The following is a 16,253-nucleotide window of genomic DNA, read 5'->3' as shown; positions in this document are numbered from 1 at the left end:
TGGCTGGCGAAATTATTCTGCGCCTGGCTCTTCAGATTTATGCTTCTCTGCGGTCTCTTTGATCAGCGCCTGCAGTTCGCCGCGCTGGTACATCTCGATGATGATGTCGCAGCCGCCGACCAGCTCACCGTCCACCCACAGCTGCGGGAACGTTGGCCAGTTAGCGTATTTTGGCAGCTCAGCACGAATGTCCGGGTTCTGCAGAATATCCACATAGGCGAAACGCTCACCGCAGGCGGACAGCGCCTGAACGGCCTGAGCGGAGAAGCCGCAGCTCGGCAGCTTCGGGGAACCTTTCATATAGAGAAGAATCGGGTTCTCAGCGATCTGGCGTTGAATTTTTTCAATAGTGCTCATTGTCTTGCTTCCTCAAACCTTGATACGGCAATAGCCTGCCATTGTAGCCAGTTGCGCCCCGGGCAGAAAACACCATTTTTATCAGGGTTTCTCTTTCCCCCGCCTGGCGCGCAAACATACCTTAAGAATAACACTTTTACGGCGCGCGAAAATGAGCAATTTGCTTCATTCAAGATCAATTAAACAGCGGATAACACCCTGGAATGGCTAATTTTTTAGCTATAGCTTACACTTTTGACCGTTAAATAGTATTTGCCTATTAACATTATCGGCTTTTATGCATTAGAATCGTCGGGTTTCGCAAAAATCATACGCAGGCATGATGGTTAGCATCGTGTCTTCATTTATCAGGGGATTGACGAGTGGCGCGGATAAATAAAATCTCTATCACGCTATGTGCTCTGCTATTTGCTTTGCCCTATACACCTTTGGCGCAGGCGTCCGAGCACGCCCGCCATCCTGTTGCACAAAAAGGCCATCCGGCCAAGACAACAACCAGTAAAAGCAACAAGGGCAAAGAAAAAGCAAAACCGAAGGTCAGCACAGCCTCCACAAAGAAGTCCGGTAAAAAAACAACCTCACCGGCGAAAGCCAAAGTGGCAAAACACACCACCTCAGGCAAAAGCAGCACCCTCGCTAAAACTAGCAGCAAAAAAACCTCGCAGAAATTAGCCCTACAGCCAGCCTCAGCCACCGTTGCCTACACTGAAAAATGCACTCATCGTAAAGGGCATAAAAAGCAGTGCGTTAAGGTGAAGTCGGAAAAAAATCTGACCATCGCGCAGGCGCATAAAGTGCGCGTGCAGAAAGCGCAAAAAACGGCCATGAACAAGCTGATGGGGCAAATTGGAAAACCGTATCGCTGGGGAGGTACTTCCCCACGCACAGGTTTCGACTGCAGCGGGCTGATTTATTACGCTTATAAAGATCTGGTGAATATCCGTATTCCACGCACCGCCAATGAAATGTATCACCTGCGCGATGCCTCCTCCGTTGACCGCGGCGAACTGGAAAGCGGTGACCTTGTGTTCTTCCGTACCCAGGGCCGTGGCACCGCCGATCACGTTGGCGTCTACGTTGGCAACGGGAAGTTTATTCAGTCCCCGCGCAGCGGCCGCGATATTCAGATCACCTCCCTGAGCGAAGATTACTGGCAGCGCCATTACGTGGGCGCCCGCCGGGTCATGACGCCAAAAACTATTCGTTAATCTTATCGCGCCCTTTCGGGCTAATCAGACTGATTAAAATATTAACAGCCCGGCACGGGCTGTTTTATTTTGTTGTTTCATTGCGCTTTTTTGCACTCTCGTAATTTGCTAACCTTATAACCACACAAAATGTAGTTATATTGTGAAGCAAAATAACAAGGAGTGAAGCCATGTCGTTCGAACTACCCGCCCTGCCCTATGCCAAAGATGCGCTGGCACCGCATATCTCAGCCGAAACACTCGAATACCATTACGGCAAACATCACCAGACCTACGTCACTAACCTGAATAATCTGATCAAAGGCAGCCCGTTTGAAGGTAAAACGCTGGAAGAGATCGTGACAGGATCTGACGGCGGGATCTTCAATAACGCGGCCCAGGTCTGGAACCATACGTTCTACTGGCACTGCCTGGCGCCGAATGCCGGCGGGGAGCCGACCGGTGACGTGCTGGCAGCCATCAACCACGCTTTTGGCAGCGTGGAAGCCTTTAAAAAGCAGTTCACCGAAGCGGCCATCAAAAACTTCGGCTCCGGCTGGACATGGCTGGTGAAAAATAGCGACGGCAGCCTGGCTATCGTCTCGACCTCTAACGCAGGTACCCCATTAACAACCGGAGCAAAACCGCTGCTGACCGTGGACGTATGGGAACATGCTTACTACATCGATTACCGCAACGCGCGCCCGGTTTATCTCGACCACTTCTGGGCGCTGGTCAACTGGGAATTTGTTGCGCAAAACCTGGCGGGCTGATTTTTAGCGGTTAACCACGAAGGAGGGAAGCAACGCTTTTCTTCTATATACGAGAAGGGCCGCGAAAGCGGCCCTTTGTAAATCAGTGCAGGACGGCGGTTAGCGCCCCGGCAACAATCAGACTCAGTACGATAACCGTAGTCACCACGGAAAACTTCAGATCGGTACTCATCGTAAGCTCCTTTTATTTCCCTACAAAGTGTATGTGGGGTGATTTTCCCACAATTAGCGATAAAAATCCTGCTGGATTTGCACAGATATCGGTTTTCCCTCTTCCACTTTGCCCCGGGATAAGCCAAAATCCTTCGCTAATTTACCGCGTATCGCCCGGCAACGCCCTCCTCCCGCTGTATGTCGCATCCCCGACAGGCCTGCAACCAACGTGTTGCCCCAGGAGTTAGCGAAGGCAAACGTTTAACACATGAGTTATCAGGAGTTTACGATATGGTCTGGAGTGACATCTAATGGCAACGATTAAGGACGTAGCGAAGCGCGCAAACGTTTCCACTACCACTGTGTCACATGTCATTAACAAGACCCGTTTTGTGGCGGAAGAGACACGCAACGCCGTCTGGGCAGCCATCAAAGAGCTGCACTATTCGCCTAGCGCCGTGGCTCGCAGCCTGAAGGTCAACCACACCAAATCCATCGGCCTGCTTGCCACCTCAAGCGAAGCCCCTTATTTTGCGGAAATTATTGAATCCGTTGAGAACAGCTGTTTCGCCAAGGGCTACACCCTGATTCTGGGCAACGCGCACAACAACTTTGAAAAGCAGCGCGCATACCTGTCCATGATGGCGCAAAAACGCGTGGATGGGCTGCTGGTCATGTGTTCCGAATACCCTGAGACACTGCTTTCAACCCTGGAAGAGTACCGCCATATTCCGATGGTGGTGATGGACTGGGGCGAAGCTCGTGCGGACTTTACCGATTCCGTGGTCGATAACGCCTTCCACGGCGGCTACCTTGCGGGCCGCTACCTGATTGAACGTGGCCATCGCGATATCGGTGCTATTCCGGGTCAGCTGGAGCGAAATACCGGCGGCGGCCGCCATGCAGGGTTCCTGAAGGCGCTTGAAGAAGCCAATATCAAAGTGCCGGATAACTGGGTGGTTCAGGGTGATTTCGAACCAGAGTCTGGTTATCGCGCCATGCAGCAACTGCTTAACCAGCCGCATCGCCCTACCGCCGTTTTCTGCGGCGGCGATATTATGGCGATGGGTGCAATTTGCGCCGCAGACGAAATGGGGCTGCGCGTGCCGCAGGACATTTCTATCATAGGCTACGACAACGTGCGCAACGCCCGCTATTTCTCTCCGGCGCTGACCACAATCCACCAGCCGAAAGAGCGCCTGGGCGAAACGGCGTTTAACATGCTGCTCGACCGCATCATTAATAAGCGCGAAGAGTCGCAGACGATTGAAGTCCATCCTCGTCTGATTGAACGCCGCTCGGTGGCCGACGGCCCGTTCCGCGATTACCGCCGCTAAGCCTCTTCGGGGGCCGGGAATATGTTACCCGGCTCCTGCAACCACTCCTGATTCATCGTCTCACTGTCACCCAAATAGTCCAGCAGCCAGCTCAAAGCGGGCGAAGCATCGTCCTGCCGCCAGGTTAAGCAGCAGGCCGCGTCCGGGAATGGATTCTCCAGCATCAGCTCTTTCCAGTCGCCCCTGACGAGCCACGGCTGGGCAATGTGCGTCGGCACCATACCAATGCATAATCCCGCCGTCAGGCAATCCGCCCCCGACGCCCAGTCCGGCACCACCACGCGGCGTTGGTTGTCCAGCAGCCAGGTAATGCGCTTGGGTAACGAACGGGATGTGTCTTCCAGCACAAGGGATGGCCAGGGACGAATGTCATCATCCAGAATGATACCTTCCCGTTGCGCAAGCGGATGGTCAGCGGAAACCACGCAGCGCCAGCTTAGCGCCCCCATGTCCCGAAATGCGTAACGCCCCCCGACCGGGATAGCCTGCGTGGCGCCAATCGCCGCCTCAACTCGCCCGTCGGCAAGCGCATCCCACACGCCGTTGAACACTTCCTGGGAAATCCTTAACTCGATATCCGGGAAATGACGATAAAAATCCAGCACCAGCTGGCGAGTACGATCAGGTTTAACGATATTGTCTACCGCAATGGACAGGTGCCCACGCCAGCCGTTGGCTATCTGCTGGCACTGCTGGCGCGTTGCCATCATTTTTTTGATAACAGACCGACCTTCTTTGAGAAAAAACGCCCCGGCGGCGGTCAGCTCAACGTCCCGATGACGCCGTTCAAACAGCGGCACGGCCAGCCACTCTTCAAGCTGACGCACCGTGTAGCTAATGGCAGAAGGCACGCGATGCAGCTCCTGGGCTGCACCGCTAAAGCTGCCGTTTCGCGCCACGGCATCAACCACTTCCAGCGAATATTCAGACCACATATTTCTGCCTGCAAAAAAATTGAATGCAATTTGCAAATATTAGCGTTTCACAAGCGGTTTTGCACTCCGTAGACTCCTGCCCCGTTAACCTGCTATCAAAATCAAGAGTGAAATATGCAACCATCAAAGGGATTTCTTATCTGGCTTGCGGGGCTGAGCGTGCTGGGTTTCCTGGCCACCGACATGTACCTGCCCGCCTTTGCCGCCATTCAACAAGATCTGGGTACCACCGCCTCCGCCGTGAGTGCCAGCCTGAGCCTGTTCCTCGCCGGCTTTGCTTTTGCCCAGCTAATCTGGGGCCCGCTTTCCGACCGCTTCGGGCGTAAACCTGTGCTGTTGATTGGCCTGGCCATGTTTGCCGCCGGCTGTATCGGAATGCTTTGGGTGCAGGATGCCACCACGCTGCTGGTGCTGCGCTTTGTTCAGGCCGTGGGCGTTTGCTCAGCCGCCGTTAGCTGGCAGGCCCTGGTGACTGATTATTATCCCGCCAACCGCGCTGGCCGCATTTTTGCCACCATCATGCCGCTGGTCGGGCTTTCTCCGGCGCTGGCCCCGCTGCTCGGCAGTTGGCTGCTGAACCATTTTGAATGGCAGGCTATTTTTGCCGTGCTGTTCGCCGTCGCTTTGCTGCTGATGATCCCCACGCTGCGCCTCAAGCCCCGGACTCAGCACCACGGGCAAACCGAAGACAATAAAGTCAGCTTCTTCTCTTTATTACGTTCCCGCGTTTACGGTGGCAACGTGCTGATTTACGCCGCCTGTTCCGCCAGCTTTTTCGCCTGGCTTACCGGCTCGCCATTTATTCTGAATGAGATGGGCTACAGCCCCGCGGCGATTGGCCTGAGCTACATGCCGCAGACTGTCGCTTTCCTGGTTGGTGGCTATGGCTGCCGCAGCGCGCTGCAAAAGTGGAGTGGCAAACAGCTACTTCCGTGGCTGCTGGCGCTGTATACCCTGAGCGTGGTCGCCACCTGGGGCGTGGCGGTGAGCGGCCATGCTGATCTGACGCTGCTGCTTATTCCGTTCTGCGTGATGGCCGCGGCGAACGGCGCCATCTACCCTATCGTGGTGTCCTCGGCCCTGCTGCCTTTCCCGCAGGCAACCGGGAAAGCCGCAGCCCTGCAAAACACCCTGCAGCTTGGGCTTTGCTTCCTGGCAAGCTTAATGGTTTCCTGGCTGATCACTACGCCGCTGCTGACCACCACCAGCGTGATGCTGGCGACAGTCCTGCTTGCTGGTCTGGGCTATGCCCTGCAACACGCAGCCCAACGCGAAGCACCCAACAAGGGCCACAGCGAGCTGTCCCGCGCACAGTAACCTGCATGATAATGTGAATGTTGTGTGATTAGCTTGCTAACAATATTCCATTGAACCCTCAATTAAACGGGCTTATAGTAATTGCGGTTCTACGATAAGCCTTATCAATTTTATTTTGCGGAAGCCGGAGCGCTTCCGTTTTTCCATGGATGGCCTTTCAGTAAGGGAGAATCCCCCCTTTCTCTGTTCTACGTCGGATATCAGGCACGCGGAATTTTCCGTGAGAGTTCTCACAAGCCGGGAATAGCGTCTACGCTGTTTTAAGGTTCTGATCACAACAAGGTGATGGAGAAGCTATGAGTTCATCGTGTATAGAAGAAGTGAGCGTACGAGATAACGAATGGTATCGTATCGCAAATGAAATGCTGAGCCGGGCAGGTATCACCCTCAACGGCCCAAACCCCTTTGATATTCAGGTCAAAAACCCGAACTTTTTTAAACGCGTTCTGCAGGAAGGTTCTCTCGGCCTTGGCGAAAGCTATATGGACGGCTGGTGGGAATGCGAACGGCTGGATATCTTTTTCACTAAAGTCCTGCGTGCCGGGCTGGAAAACCAACTCCCCCACCATTTCAAAGATACCCTGCGCATTGCGGCGGCAAGACTGGTTAACCTGCAGTCTAAAAAACGCGCATGGATAGTCGGGAAAGAGCATTACGATCTTGGCAACGATCTGTTCAGCCGGATGCTGGACAAGCACATGCAATACTCCTGCGGTTACTGGAAAGACGCGACAAATCTCAGCGACGCTCAGGATGCCAAGCTCAAAATGATCTGCGAAAAGCTGCAGCTGAAACCCGGTATGAAGCTGCTGGATATCGGCTGCGGCTGGGGCGGTCTGGCCGAGTTTGCAGCACGCAACTATGGCGTATCCGTCTTTGGTGTGACTATCTCAGCAGAACAGCAAAAAATGGCGCAGGCGCGTTGCAAAGGCCTGGATGTCACCATCCTTTTACAGGACTACCGCGACCTGAACGAACAATTTGACCGCATTGTTTCCGTCGGCATGTTTGAGCACGTCGGGCCTAAAAATTATGCCACCTACTTTGACGTTGCCGACCGCAACCTCAAGCCGGACGGCATTTTCCTGCTACACACAATAGGTTCTAAAAAGACCGACAATAATGTCGATCCGTGGATCAATAAGTACATTTTCCCTAATGGCTGCCTGCCGTCGGTGCGGCAGATTGCCGAGGCCAGCGAACCGCATTTTGTGATGGAAGACTGGCACAACTTCGGCGCCGACTATGACAAAACGCTGATGGCCTGGCACGAGCGTTTTCTGGCAACCTGGTCAGAAATCGAAGGCAACTATTCTGAGCGCTTTAAAAGGATGTTTAGCTACTACCTGAATGCCTGCGCCGGCGCTTTCCGGGCGCGCGACATTCAGCTCTGGCAGGTTGTTTTCAGCCGGGGCATTGAGCACGGCCTGCGCGTACCCCGTTAAAACAGACCCGGTGAATGCCGGGTTTTCTTCTTTGCAATTGTCTCTCTTTGCGCACCAATGTGATTAACCTCACAGGTTTAGCCCTGCCTGCGCTTAGCGGCTTGATCTGCTTAACAGATATCATTTCCTGGGATGGAAACCGGTTTCATCAATCACAGACAATCTGGGCATTAGCCGCATCAATGATTGCCTGTCGGAGATGGCAGGTCAGACCGTGAGGACAACGATGAAATACGCATTTCCTGAGCATTTCTGGTGGGGCAGCGCAGCCTCCGGCCCACAAACCGAGGGCGAAGCGCTGAACTTTGGCAAATCTGAAACCATCTGGGACCGATGGTTCGCCGAGCAGCCTAACCGTTTCCACCACGGCGTCGGGCCGCAAAACACCTCAACTTTTTATCAGCGCTGGAAGCAAGACATCGCCCTGCTGAAAAAGCTCAATCACAATACTTTCCGCACCTCCATTTCCTGGGCTCGCCTGATTCCCGAGGGCACGGGTGAAGTCAACCCGCTGGCGGTTGAGTTCTATAACCAGGTGATTGACGAACTGTTGGCTCAGGGCATTAAGCCATTTATCAACCTGTACCACTTTGATATGCCCATGGTGATGCAGGAAAAAGGCGGCTGGGAAAGCCGTGAAGTGGTTGATGCCTATGCCGCCTACGCCAATACCTGTTTCGAGCTTTTCGGCGATCGCGTGAAGCACTGGTTTACCTTCAACGAGCCGGTTGTTCCGGTTGAATGCGGCTACCTCTATGACTACCACTACCCTAACGTGGTGGATTTCAACCGCGCGGTGACCGTCGCTTACCACACCATGCTTGCCCACGCTAAAGCGGTCAAAGCTTACCATGCCCGCAGCGATGACGGCCAGATTGGCATCATTCTCAACCTGACGCCATCTTACCCTCGTTCGCAAAACCCGGCTGACGTAAAGGCCGCCAACCTGGCCGACCTGATGTTTAACCGCAGTTTCCTCGACCCGGCACTGCGCGGTGAATATCCTGCTGAGCTGGTCGCGTTCCTGAAAGAGCACGATAAACTTCCGGCCTGTCAGCCTGAAGACAAAGCCCTGCTCGCTGCGGGCGTCGTAGACTTACTGGGGATTAACTACTACCAGCCGCGCCGCATTAAGTGTCGCGACACGCTGGTTAACCCGGAAAGTCCGTTTATGCCGGAGTGGTTCTTTGAGTCCTACGAAATGCCGGGTCGCAAAATGAACCCTTATCGTGGCTGGGAAATCTACGAGCGCGGGATCTACGATATTCTCACCAATCTGCGTGAAAATTACGGCAACCCGGCCTGCTATATTTCAGAAAACGGCATGGGCGTCGAAAACGAACAGCGCTTTATCGACAACGGCCAAATCAACGATGATTACCGGATTGATTTCGTTCGTGACCACCTGAAGTGGCTGCATAAGGGCATCAGCGAGGGCAGCAACTGCCTTGGTTACCACATGTGGACATTTATCGATAACTGGTCATGGTGCAACGCCTACAAAAACCGCTATGGCTTTGTGTCGCTGGATCTTAATACCCAGCAGCGCACGATTAAGAAAAGCGGCGAGTGGTTTATGAAAACTGCAGTCGAAAACGGGTTTAACGAAGAAGATTAATCCTGGTTAAGAACGAGAAACGGGGCCAACTGGCCCCGTTTTTTATGGCTGAAGAATGTTTATTCGCTAGCGGGAATCGCCGCTGCTATTGCCGCTTCACGGCTAGCCAGCACGCGTTCAACGGTGTCGACAATTGCCTGGGTCTGCGGGTCAATTTCAATGTTCACGCGCTGCCCCAGTTTTTTAGCACCAAGCGTAGTGCGCTCCAGTGTTTCAGGGATCAGATGCACGCAAAAACGCGTGGCGGTCACCTCGCCCACCGTCAGGCTGATCCCGTCGATGCCCACATAACCTTTATAAAGGATATATTTCATCAGGGTCTTATCCTGAATCTTAAACCAGATTTGGCGGTTATTTTCTGAGGTCAGGATTTTTGAAATTTCGGCCGTGGTCATAATATGACCCGACATTAAATGTCCGCCGATTTCGTCATTAAATTTAGCAGCACGCTCAACGTTCACGCTGTCGCCCACGCTTAGCTCACCGAGGTTGGTGATGCGCAACGTCTCTTTCATCAAATCAAAGCTAACGTGATTGCCGTTGATTTCGGTTACCGTCAGGCAGCAGCCGTTATGCGCCACCGAAGCCCCGGTTTCGAGGTCTGGCAGCATTTCAGTCGGCATATCAATAACGTGGGTGCGGAAATTCGGTTTCTCATCGATGGAAATCAGGGTCGCCGTGCCCTGCACAATACCTGTAAACATCTAAAAACTCCTGGCAATTCGCAGACGGTAACGCTACCGCCATTAACAGACATTTTCGCACTTTAACAGTTGGAAAATCAGCTTGCCAGTGCGGGGCGTGCGCTGGCTCTATTTTTGACTGGCGTATAAATAAACTCCCGCTACAATAGACTGGTTATTTCCCCAGTTCATCTTCTTGCTGCCTGTTTTGGCGGCTTTTTTAGTCTCTCATACATATAAAAATAATCAGGTGTAATCATGCAGAAGTACCTCATCGAAGCTCGCCAGCTCCTTGCCCTGGCGATACCTGTCATCATCGCGCAGGTCGCTCAAACTGCAATGGGATTCGTCGATACCGTGATGGCCGGCGGCTACAGCGCTACCGACATGGCCGCCGTGGCGATCGGCACCTCCATCTGGCTGCCCGCTATTCTGTTCGGCCACGGGCTGCTATTGGCCTTAACGCCAACCGTTGCGCAACTCAACGGTTCGGCGCGACGTGACCGCATTGCGCACCAGGTTCGCCAGGGGTTCTGGCTGGCTGGCATGGTTTCCGTGCTGGTGATGGTGGTGTTGTGGAACGCGGGCCATATCATTCACGCTATGCACAATATCGATCCTGAACTGGCGGATAAAGCCGTTCGCTATCTCCGAGCACTGCTGTGGGGGGCGCCAGGTTACCTGTTCTTCCAGGTAGGACGTAACCAGTGCGAAGGCCTGGCCAAAACCAAGCCAGGTATGGTGATGGGCTTTATCGGCCTGCTGGTCAATATTCCGGTCAACTACGTCTTCATTTATGGCCATTTCGGCATGCCCGAACTGGGCGGCGTGGGCTGCGGCGTGGCAACGGCGGCGGTATACTGGGTGATGTTCTTCAGCATGCTGTCTTACATCAAAAAAGCGCGTTCGATGCGCGACATCAAAAACCCGGAAGGTTTCAGCAAGCCGGACTGGGCGGTGGTCAAGCGCCTGAGCCAGCTCGGACTGCCGATTGCCCTGGCGTTGTTCTTTGAAGTTACGCTGTTTGCCGTTGTCGCCCTGCTGGTTTCCCCGCTGGGTATCACCGACGTTGCCGGGCACCAGATTGCCCTCAACTTCAGCTCGCTGATGTTTGTGCTGCCGCTCTCTTTAGGGGCCGCGGTGACTATTCGCGTCGGTTTCCGTCTTGGGCAGGGCTCAACCCTGGATGCACAAATCGCCGCCCGCACCGGGGTTGGCGTGGCCATTTGCCTGGCGATGTGCACCGCGTTGTTTACCGTTATTTTCCGGGAGCACATTGCTCTGCTGTACAACGACAATCCGGCAGTTGTCGCGCTGGCGGCGCATCTGATGCTGCTGGCAGCCATTTACCAGATATCCGACTCAATCCAGGTGATTGGCAGCGGCGTTCTGCGTGGCTACAAAGATACCCGCTCGATCTTCTTTATTACGTTCATCGCGTACTGGGTGCTGGGGCTGCCAGCCGGCTATATTCTGGGGCTAACCGACAGGGTCGTCGAACCGATGGGCCCGGCCGGGTTCTGGATCGGCTTTATTATCGGCCTGACTTCCGCCGCGGTCATGATGATGTTGCGTATGCGTTGGCTGCAGCGTCAGCCTTCCGTCACAATCCTGCAGCGCGCCGCTCGTTAATTAAACAACGGTAGCCGCATCCGCGGCTACTTTCTCTCCATTCTGCGCAGATGCTCGGCAATCGTGTGAAATCTGGAATAAAATTGCGAGTTTTCCCTTGCAAGCCCCGAGGTGTATCGCTAATATTCGTCCCCGCTGTCGCCAAGACAACAATGCGTTCATAGCTCAGTTGGTTAGAGCACCACCTTGACATGGTGGGGGTCGTTGGTTCGAGTCCAATTGAACGCACCATTTTCAAATATATCAGTGCGTCCGTAGCTCAGTTGGTTAGAGCACCACCTTGACATGGTGGGGGTCGGTGGTTCGAGTCCACTCGGACGCACCATATTTGCTAAAGCAGTTCCCTTCTTTAACCCGCTTTTCTTCCAGCTGATAAATTCCAAATTTCATTTTTACACGCAAGCCAGTAGCGCATGAAAACGTCATTTTTAGCGTTTTGAGCGTCCGCCGTTGTTTGGTGATGCGAAAACCCGAAAGGTTGCATATCATAAAGCGAGTCATTCACTAAACCACGACAGGTAACTTATGGAAATCGATCTCAATAATCTGGTGTTTTCCGGGTTAGATGAAGCCGAAGCGCGCAACGCCGAGCGCCAGGAAGACGCAGACAAAAAAGCTCAGGCCGTTGTGGCCGATGACGACTGCGGCGACGCCTGCAAAATCTGATAAAAAACCGGCTTACTCAGCCGGTTTTTTATGTTACGCCGTTCTTCTCACGGCAATACATTTCACTTCAACCAGCAGCCCCGGGCGAGCCAGTTCTGACACGCCGACGCAGGTCCAGGCACAGTGTCCCCGCGGAAACAGTTCGTCTTTCACCTCCCGAAAAACAGCCATGTGTTCTTCCATGTCTACGTGGTAAGTAGTCATTTCCACAACGTCTTCAAAGTTGCAGCCCGCGGCCTGAAGGACCAGACGCAGGTTTTCCCAGCAGGCCATAAACTGCGCCCTTGGGTCAGCTATCACCTGCAAATCAGGCGTGCGCCCAACCTGCCCGGCACAATAAACCGTGTTACCTACCACCACCGCAGGTGCATATCCCGCCCGTTCAGCAAGTACTTGCATGGAAGGCGGCATAATAATTTCTCTGTCTGACACGACTGTCTCTCCCCATTATTTAAAGGCTCGCAATTCACGCGCCTGCAGATGAATCATTTTTATCTCACCCGATGTTGACCGGGTTTAGCGCATCTTCGAAGAATCTTATCGCGTTTCGTAGCGCCTGGTCCGCCTCCGGCAATATCCCGGCAAACAAATGCCAGACGTGAAACATTTCCGGCCAAACTTCTAGAGTGGTACGAACCCGGCTCTCACTCATGTGGGATGCAAGGCGAATGGCGTCGCTCAGCATCACCTCGTTTTCACCAACCTGTATCAGCGTGGGAGAAAGGCCTTGTACATCGGCAAAAACCGGAGAAGCATCCGGATGTGTGGGCAGCTCTCCGGCAAGGAAACTTCGGGCCAGTTGGTTCAGGAAAGCTACGCTGCATAAAGGGTCCAGCCCATCCCGCACCGTTGCAGATACGCCGCTATGCGTTAAGTTAGCCCACGGTGAAATAGCTACTGCGGCGGCGGGTAATGCCAGGCCAGCATCGCGCGCTTTACGCATCAGCGTGACAACCATCGCCCCACCGGCAGAATCCCCCGAAATTATCAGCGAGCGCGGGTTTGTACCCTGCTCAAGCAAGGCTCGGTAGGCCTGAAAGACATCATCGATTGGCGTCGGGAAAGGAAACTCAGGCGCCTGACGATAATCTACCGCATATACTTTAGCCTTCAAGGCGCGAGCATAACGCCCGGTTAATCCCCGATAAGCTTCGACCCCACCGTGAACATAGCCTCCGCCATGAATATAAATCATCACCCGACCCTCAGTGACTTCCTCAGGCGTGACCAACATCGCACCAATACCGCCCAGGCTGGCATCGGCAAAGGCTACGCCCTCCACGGGAGGGAACAACTCATCCAGCTGCTTCACATAGTCAGCCCGAACTGCTTTCCAGTCAGCATCAGACTGGCCATATACCTTCTTCACAACCGGCCCGGCGGCTTTTATCCAGCCCATAAGGGCTGCCTGTGCGTTATCAGGAAGCATTTATTTCTCCATTGTCTACTGTGATTAAACAAAAAAGATTATGCTTAATGATTTGACGAAAGAGGTTCGCCAATGTCACTCCGCACAGGCACTAAAAGCCATTCAGACCTCGATCTCGGTAGCCTGCGAGTTTTCGTGGCTATCGTGGAAAGCGGGAGCTTTGTCGCCGGAGGAAAGGCGCTGGGCTTAACCCGTTCCGCCGCAGGAAAAGCGATTGCACGCCTTGAAGCACAGCTGGAAACGCGACTATTTAATCGTACGACGCGAAGCGTCGCCCTGACCCGCGATGGCTACGGTTTTTATGAACGCTGCGCACAGATTTTGCAGGATATTGAAGAAGCAGAGGCGAGTGTCCGGCAGAATTTTTCCAGCCCCGGCGGAGTGCTTCGGCTCAGCGTCCCGGAAACGTGGGGCAAAGTAGTGCTTCTGCCTTTTCTGAAGCACTTCATGGCGGCCTACCCGAGACTGGATATTGAAGTCAATTTCACCGACCGCGTGGTGGACCTCGTCGCGGAGGGGTTCGATCTCAGCCTCCGACTGGGTGATTTACCGAAAGATTCGCAGCTTATTGCACGAACCGTGCAGCGCATTCGCCCTCATCTGTTTGCTTCCCCAGACTACCTGGCCAGTTCAGGTATACCAGGTTCGCCAGAAGATCTTCGCCTTCACCAGCGGCTGATTTACGGCCTGAGCCCTCAAACGACAAACTGGACGCTGTTCACGGCCAGCAATGAGAGCGTGTTGGTTGAAGGGCACAGCAGGATCCGCTTCGACAGCGGAGAGGCTATTTGCGCCGCCGCTGTTGCAGGCTTAGGCATCGCTTTCCTGCCAGCTTTTCTCGTTGCCCGGGATGTCGCAGAGGGCACACTGGTGCCCGTACTGCCTGAATTAGGCGGCACGCCACTGAGCGTGAACGTGGTGTACCCTAATCGGAAACATCTGGCAGCCAAAGTGAGGTTGTTTATCGACAGCCTGGTGAAGCATATGGACCATTAACAACATCCCGATGAAATGATTTGGGAATGACAGGCTCTAATCCTGCGCTCCTAACCCGGTGAATAACCCCAGCAGTTCCCGCGGCGCATCAGCCGCAAACCCCATGGCAAAATTCGCGGCAGACTCCTGCTGAAAACGAACGGTTCGTGCAGCCATTGCCTCCTGATATACCTTAAAAGCACCCTCCATGCTGAAAGGCTGGGAAATGATGGCATAGGCGAGATCGACGGCATCCGCCATCGCCAGATTCACGCCCTCCCCGGCAAAAGGTGACATAACATGCGCGGCATCACCAATCAGGGTCACATTTCCCGCTGCCTTCCAGAACTCCGCGGTAGGTAACACATAGATTGGCCTGGCAACCATCGGCCCCTCACTTTGCATCAACATCTCGCGGTAGCATTCGCCCCAGTCACGGAAGTGTTCAGCCAATTCATCACGAGTAAAGGTTCTGCGCGATTGCGCTTCCGGTACGGGTATGGCGGCATAGGCTGAAACCTCGTCTCCAGGTTCACAGTGAGCCATGATGCCCCGGCCTTCGCTCAGAGCAAACAACGACCCCTTGCCCACCAGCGCTTTCACCGCAGGATATTGCTGGCTTACGTTCGGGTAACGCAGCTCAACAAAGGTTATTCCGGAATAAAGCGGTTGCTGTCCCGTTAACAAAGGCCTGACTTTCGACCACGCACCATCGGCGCCTATCAGGGCATCACAAACATGCGTACTGCCGTTCTCTAGCCGGAGAAGAAAGCCTGTGCCCTGTCGTTCGACGGACCTTACCCGACTGTTCCAACGAATGATCCCCTTGGGCAACGCCTCTATCACTAGTTTGCGCAACGCGCCGCGGTCGACTTCCGGGCGGGAGCCATCACCTTCATCCTGATACAAGATATGGCCGTTTTTATCACGCATCAGAGTTGCATCCGCCCCCTCCAACACCAGAGCCATTGCGGCTTCATACAATCCCGCCGCTCGAAGTGCAGGTTTACCCGTGCCTTCGTTCAGATTGAGCATGCCACCCTGATGGCGTGAATCGAGAGAAGCATCAGCCTCGAGAATACAGACCGCAATACCCTGGCGGTGCAACATGTACGCCAGCAGCGGCCCCGCTACACCAGCGCCAATAATGGTTATCATAAAAATGCCTCTGACTGTCGGAGAAGAAACGGTTTTATCAGCAGCCAGATTGAAACGCCAGCCAGAACAAGCATAAAAAGCTCAAACATTCACCGGACGGTTTCTACGGGGCTTGTCAACATCCCGATTGCCCGTCATAATGTTGTTACTTCTCACCAAAGAAGATAAAACAATAATCAATTCAGTCGGTTATCGTTTTATAAATCGTATTAAATGCGTTCATAGCTCAGTTGGTTAGAGCACCACCTTGACATGGTGGGGGTCGTTGGTTCGAGTCCAATTGAACGCACCATTTCTTTTTATTTTCATCATCTCTGAAAACGCTCAAACATCTGGCAACGCCCTGATAACAACTCGCTGTAAAACTGTGCACTCCGTCGCTGAATCAACGGTTTTGATTCCTTTTCCAGCCAGATTTATCTATACTACGCCCGTTCTTAACTTGAATGGTTTCAGCTCATTGGACTCCTTTTTTATACAACAACATCGTCTAACGCTTTCCCCTGCTGAACCACAAGCACACTTTCCTCTGCACGCTTTATTTCTGTCACCTATCCTTACCAGGTGCCACTTTCAACACCACAGTAT

General features: G+C 53.7%; 16 protein-coding genes and 3 tRNA genes. 12 read left to right on the top strand and 7 right to left on the bottom strand.

The genetic code is table 11. The annotated features are described in order from the left end of the window. Positions 1–12: 12 nt before the first annotated feature. The gene (locus WFN87_RS09450) at positions 13–357 is read right to left on the bottom strand and encodes a Grx4 family monothiol glutaredoxin (protein WP_008456474.1); all 345 of its coding nucleotides are present in this window, start codon (positions 355–357) and stop codon (positions 13–15) included. A gap of 362 nt (positions 358–719) precedes the next feature. On the opposite strand from WFN87_RS09450, the gene WFN87_RS09445 reads away from it, so the two are divergent. Beyond that, on the top strand, positions 720–1,565 hold the full coding sequence (locus WFN87_RS09445) for an NlpC/P60 family protein (RefSeq protein WP_166994121.1): 846 nt from the start codon (positions 720–722) through the stop codon (positions 1,563–1,565). A 170-nt stretch (positions 1,566–1,735) separates the two neighbouring features. Next, positions 1,736–2,317, top strand: coding sequence for a superoxide dismutase [Fe] (gene sodB, locus WFN87_RS09440; protein WP_008456476.1), 582 nt, complete (start codon positions 1,736–1,738; stop codon positions 2,315–2,317). Between the two features lie 82 nt (positions 2,318–2,399). Here sodB and cydH read toward each other — a convergent pair whose 3' ends face one another. Then, the gene (gene cydH / locus WFN87_RS09435) at positions 2,400–2,489 is read right to left on the bottom strand and encodes a cytochrome bd-I oxidase subunit CydH (protein WP_008456477.1); all 90 of its coding nucleotides are present in this window, start codon (positions 2,487–2,489) and stop codon (positions 2,400–2,402) included. A gap of 292 nt (positions 2,490–2,781) precedes the next feature. Between cydH and purR the strand changes: the two genes are divergently transcribed. After that, a complete protein-coding gene (gene purR, locus WFN87_RS09430; RefSeq protein ID WP_008456478.1) occupies positions 2,782–3,807 on the top strand; it encodes an HTH-type transcriptional repressor PurR in 1,026 nt (341 codons plus the stop codon). On the opposite strand, the gene punR is transcribed toward purR, so the two are convergent. Continuing rightward, on the bottom strand, positions 3,804–4,742 hold the full coding sequence (punR, locus tag WFN87_RS09425; RefSeq protein ID WP_336982636.1) for a DNA-binding transcriptional activator PunR: 939 nt from the start codon (positions 4,740–4,742) through the stop codon (positions 3,804–3,806). The genes purR and punR overlap by 4 nt on opposite strands. A 114-nt stretch (positions 4,743–4,856) precedes the next feature. On the opposite strand from punR, the gene punC reads away from it, so the two are divergent. The 3 genes from punC to WFN87_RS09410 all read left to right on the top strand — a co-directional run bounded on the left by punC (position 4,857) and on the right by WFN87_RS09410 (position 9,122). Beyond that, positions 4,857–6,059, top strand: coding sequence for a purine nucleoside transporter PunC (punC, locus tag WFN87_RS09420; RefSeq protein ID WP_336982634.1), 1,203 nt, complete (start codon positions 4,857–4,859; stop codon positions 6,057–6,059). Between the two features lie 296 nt (positions 6,060–6,355). Then, positions 6,356–7,504, top strand: coding sequence for a cyclopropane fatty acyl phospholipid synthase (cfa, locus tag WFN87_RS09415; RefSeq protein ID WP_166994113.1), 1,149 nt, complete (start codon positions 6,356–6,358; stop codon positions 7,502–7,504). Between the two features lie 226 nt (positions 7,505–7,730). Then, positions 7,731–9,122 carry a glycoside hydrolase family 1 protein gene (locus tag WFN87_RS09410; RefSeq protein WP_213715784.1) on the top strand — a complete coding sequence of 464 codons (1,392 nt, stop codon included), beginning with the start codon at positions 7,731–7,733 and terminating at the stop codon, positions 9,120–9,122. 59 nt (positions 9,123–9,181) lie between these two features. Here the strand turns inward: WFN87_RS09410 and WFN87_RS09405 are convergent, their stop codons facing one another. Beyond that, complete coding sequence (locus WFN87_RS09405; RefSeq protein ID WP_336817672.1) at positions 9,182–9,826, bottom strand: riboflavin synthase subunit alpha; 645 nt, start codon at positions 9,824–9,826, stop codon at positions 9,182–9,184. Positions 9,827–10,063: 237 nt separating this feature from the next. Between WFN87_RS09405 and mdtK the strand changes: the two genes are divergently transcribed. From mdtK to WFN87_RS09385, 4 genes are all read left to right on the top strand, one after another. Beyond that, on the top strand, positions 10,064–11,437 hold the full coding sequence (gene mdtK, locus WFN87_RS09400) for an MdtK family multidrug efflux MATE transporter (protein WP_336982632.1): 1,374 nt from the start codon (positions 10,064–10,066) through the stop codon (positions 11,435–11,437). A gap of 154 nt (positions 11,438–11,591) precedes the next feature. Next, a tRNA-Val gene (locus WFN87_RS09395) sits at positions 11,592–11,668 on the top strand. Between the two features lie 17 nt (positions 11,669–11,685). Next, positions 11,686–11,762 (top strand) — tRNA-Val (locus WFN87_RS09390). A gap of 200 nt (positions 11,763–11,962) precedes the next feature. Next, positions 11,963–12,103, top strand: coding sequence for a hypothetical protein (locus tag WFN87_RS09385; protein ID WP_008456485.1), 141 nt, complete (start codon positions 11,963–11,965; stop codon positions 12,101–12,103). 33 nt (positions 12,104–12,136) lie between these two features. Here the strand turns inward: WFN87_RS09385 and WFN87_RS09380 are convergent, their stop codons facing one another. Next, positions 12,137–12,535 (bottom strand): Rid family hydrolase, encoded by a 399-nt coding sequence (locus WFN87_RS09380; protein ID WP_166994107.1) that lies wholly within the window; start codon positions 12,533–12,535, stop codon positions 12,137–12,139. Between the two features lie 64 nt (positions 12,536–12,599). Continuing rightward, complete coding sequence (locus WFN87_RS09375) at positions 12,600–13,532, bottom strand: alpha/beta hydrolase (RefSeq protein ID WP_336982629.1); 933 nt, start codon at positions 13,530–13,532, stop codon at positions 12,600–12,602. Between the two features lie 72 nt (positions 13,533–13,604). On the opposite strand from WFN87_RS09375, the gene WFN87_RS09370 reads away from it, so the two are divergent. Beyond that, positions 13,605–14,528: a LysR family transcriptional regulator gene (locus WFN87_RS09370; protein WP_336982627.1), complete on the top strand. Its 924-nt coding sequence runs from the start codon at positions 13,605–13,607 to the stop codon at positions 14,526–14,528. Between the two features lie 36 nt (positions 14,529–14,564). Here the strand turns inward: WFN87_RS09370 and WFN87_RS09365 are convergent, their stop codons facing one another. Then, complete coding sequence (locus tag WFN87_RS09365) at positions 14,565–15,665, bottom strand: FAD-dependent oxidoreductase (protein ID WP_336982625.1); 1,101 nt, start codon at positions 15,663–15,665, stop codon at positions 14,565–14,567. A gap of 215 nt (positions 15,666–15,880) precedes the next feature. Here WFN87_RS09365 and WFN87_RS09360 point away from each other — a divergent pair. Beyond that, positions 15,881–15,957: transfer RNA gene (locus WFN87_RS09360), tRNA-Val, on the top strand. The last annotated feature ends 296 nt before the right edge of the window (positions 15,958–16,253 follow it).

Origin of the sequence: Cedecea sp. AS113 (assembly GCF_037152415.1) — a bacterium.
GTDB lineage: Bacteria > Pseudomonadota > Gammaproteobacteria > Enterobacterales > Enterobacteriaceae > Cedecea.
This window is presented reverse-complemented; position numbering and strand designations above follow the sequence as displayed.

Coding starts and splice junctions, on each gene's coding strand:
- punR (WP_336982636.1), bottom strand. CDS start 4,742: ATGTGGTCTGAATATTCGCTGGAAGTGGTTGATGCCGTGGCGCGAAAC.
- cfa (WP_166994113.1), top strand. CDS start 6,356: ATGAGTTCATCGTGTATAGAAGAAGTGAGCGTACGAGATAACGAATGG.
- WFN87_RS09405 (WP_336817672.1), bottom strand. CDS start 9,826: ATGTTTACAGGTATTGTGCAGGGCACGGCGACCCTGATTTCCATCGAT.
- punC (WP_336982634.1), top strand. CDS start 4,857: ATGCAACCATCAAAGGGATTTCTTATCTGGCTTGCGGGGCTGAGCGTG.
- sodB (WP_008456476.1), top strand. CDS start 1,736: ATGTCGTTCGAACTACCCGCCCTGCCCTATGCCAAAGATGCGCTGGCA.
- WFN87_RS09410 (WP_213715784.1), top strand. CDS start 7,731: ATGAAATACGCATTTCCTGAGCATTTCTGGTGGGGCAGCGCAGCCTCC.
- WFN87_RS09365 (WP_336982625.1), bottom strand. CDS start 15,665: ATGATAACCATTATTGGCGCTGGTGTAGCGGGGCCGCTGCTGGCGTAC.
- WFN87_RS09450 (WP_008456474.1), bottom strand. CDS start 357: ATGAGCACTATTGAAAAAATTCAACGCCAGATCGCTGAGAACCCGATT.
- WFN87_RS09370 (WP_336982627.1), top strand. CDS start 13,605: ATGTCACTCCGCACAGGCACTAAAAGCCATTCAGACCTCGATCTCGGT.
- purR (WP_008456478.1), top strand. CDS start 2,782: ATGGCAACGATTAAGGACGTAGCGAAGCGCGCAAACGTTTCCACTACC.
- cydH (WP_008456477.1), bottom strand. CDS start 2,489: ATGAGTACCGATCTGAAGTTTTCCGTGGTGACTACGGTTATCGTACTG.
- WFN87_RS09375 (WP_336982629.1), bottom strand. CDS start 13,532: ATGCTTCCTGATAACGCACAGGCAGCCCTTATGGGCTGGATAAAAGCC.
- mdtK (WP_336982632.1), top strand. CDS start 10,064: ATGCAGAAGTACCTCATCGAAGCTCGCCAGCTCCTTGCCCTGGCGATA.
- WFN87_RS09385 (WP_008456485.1), top strand. CDS start 11,963: ATGGAAATCGATCTCAATAATCTGGTGTTTTCCGGGTTAGATGAAGCC.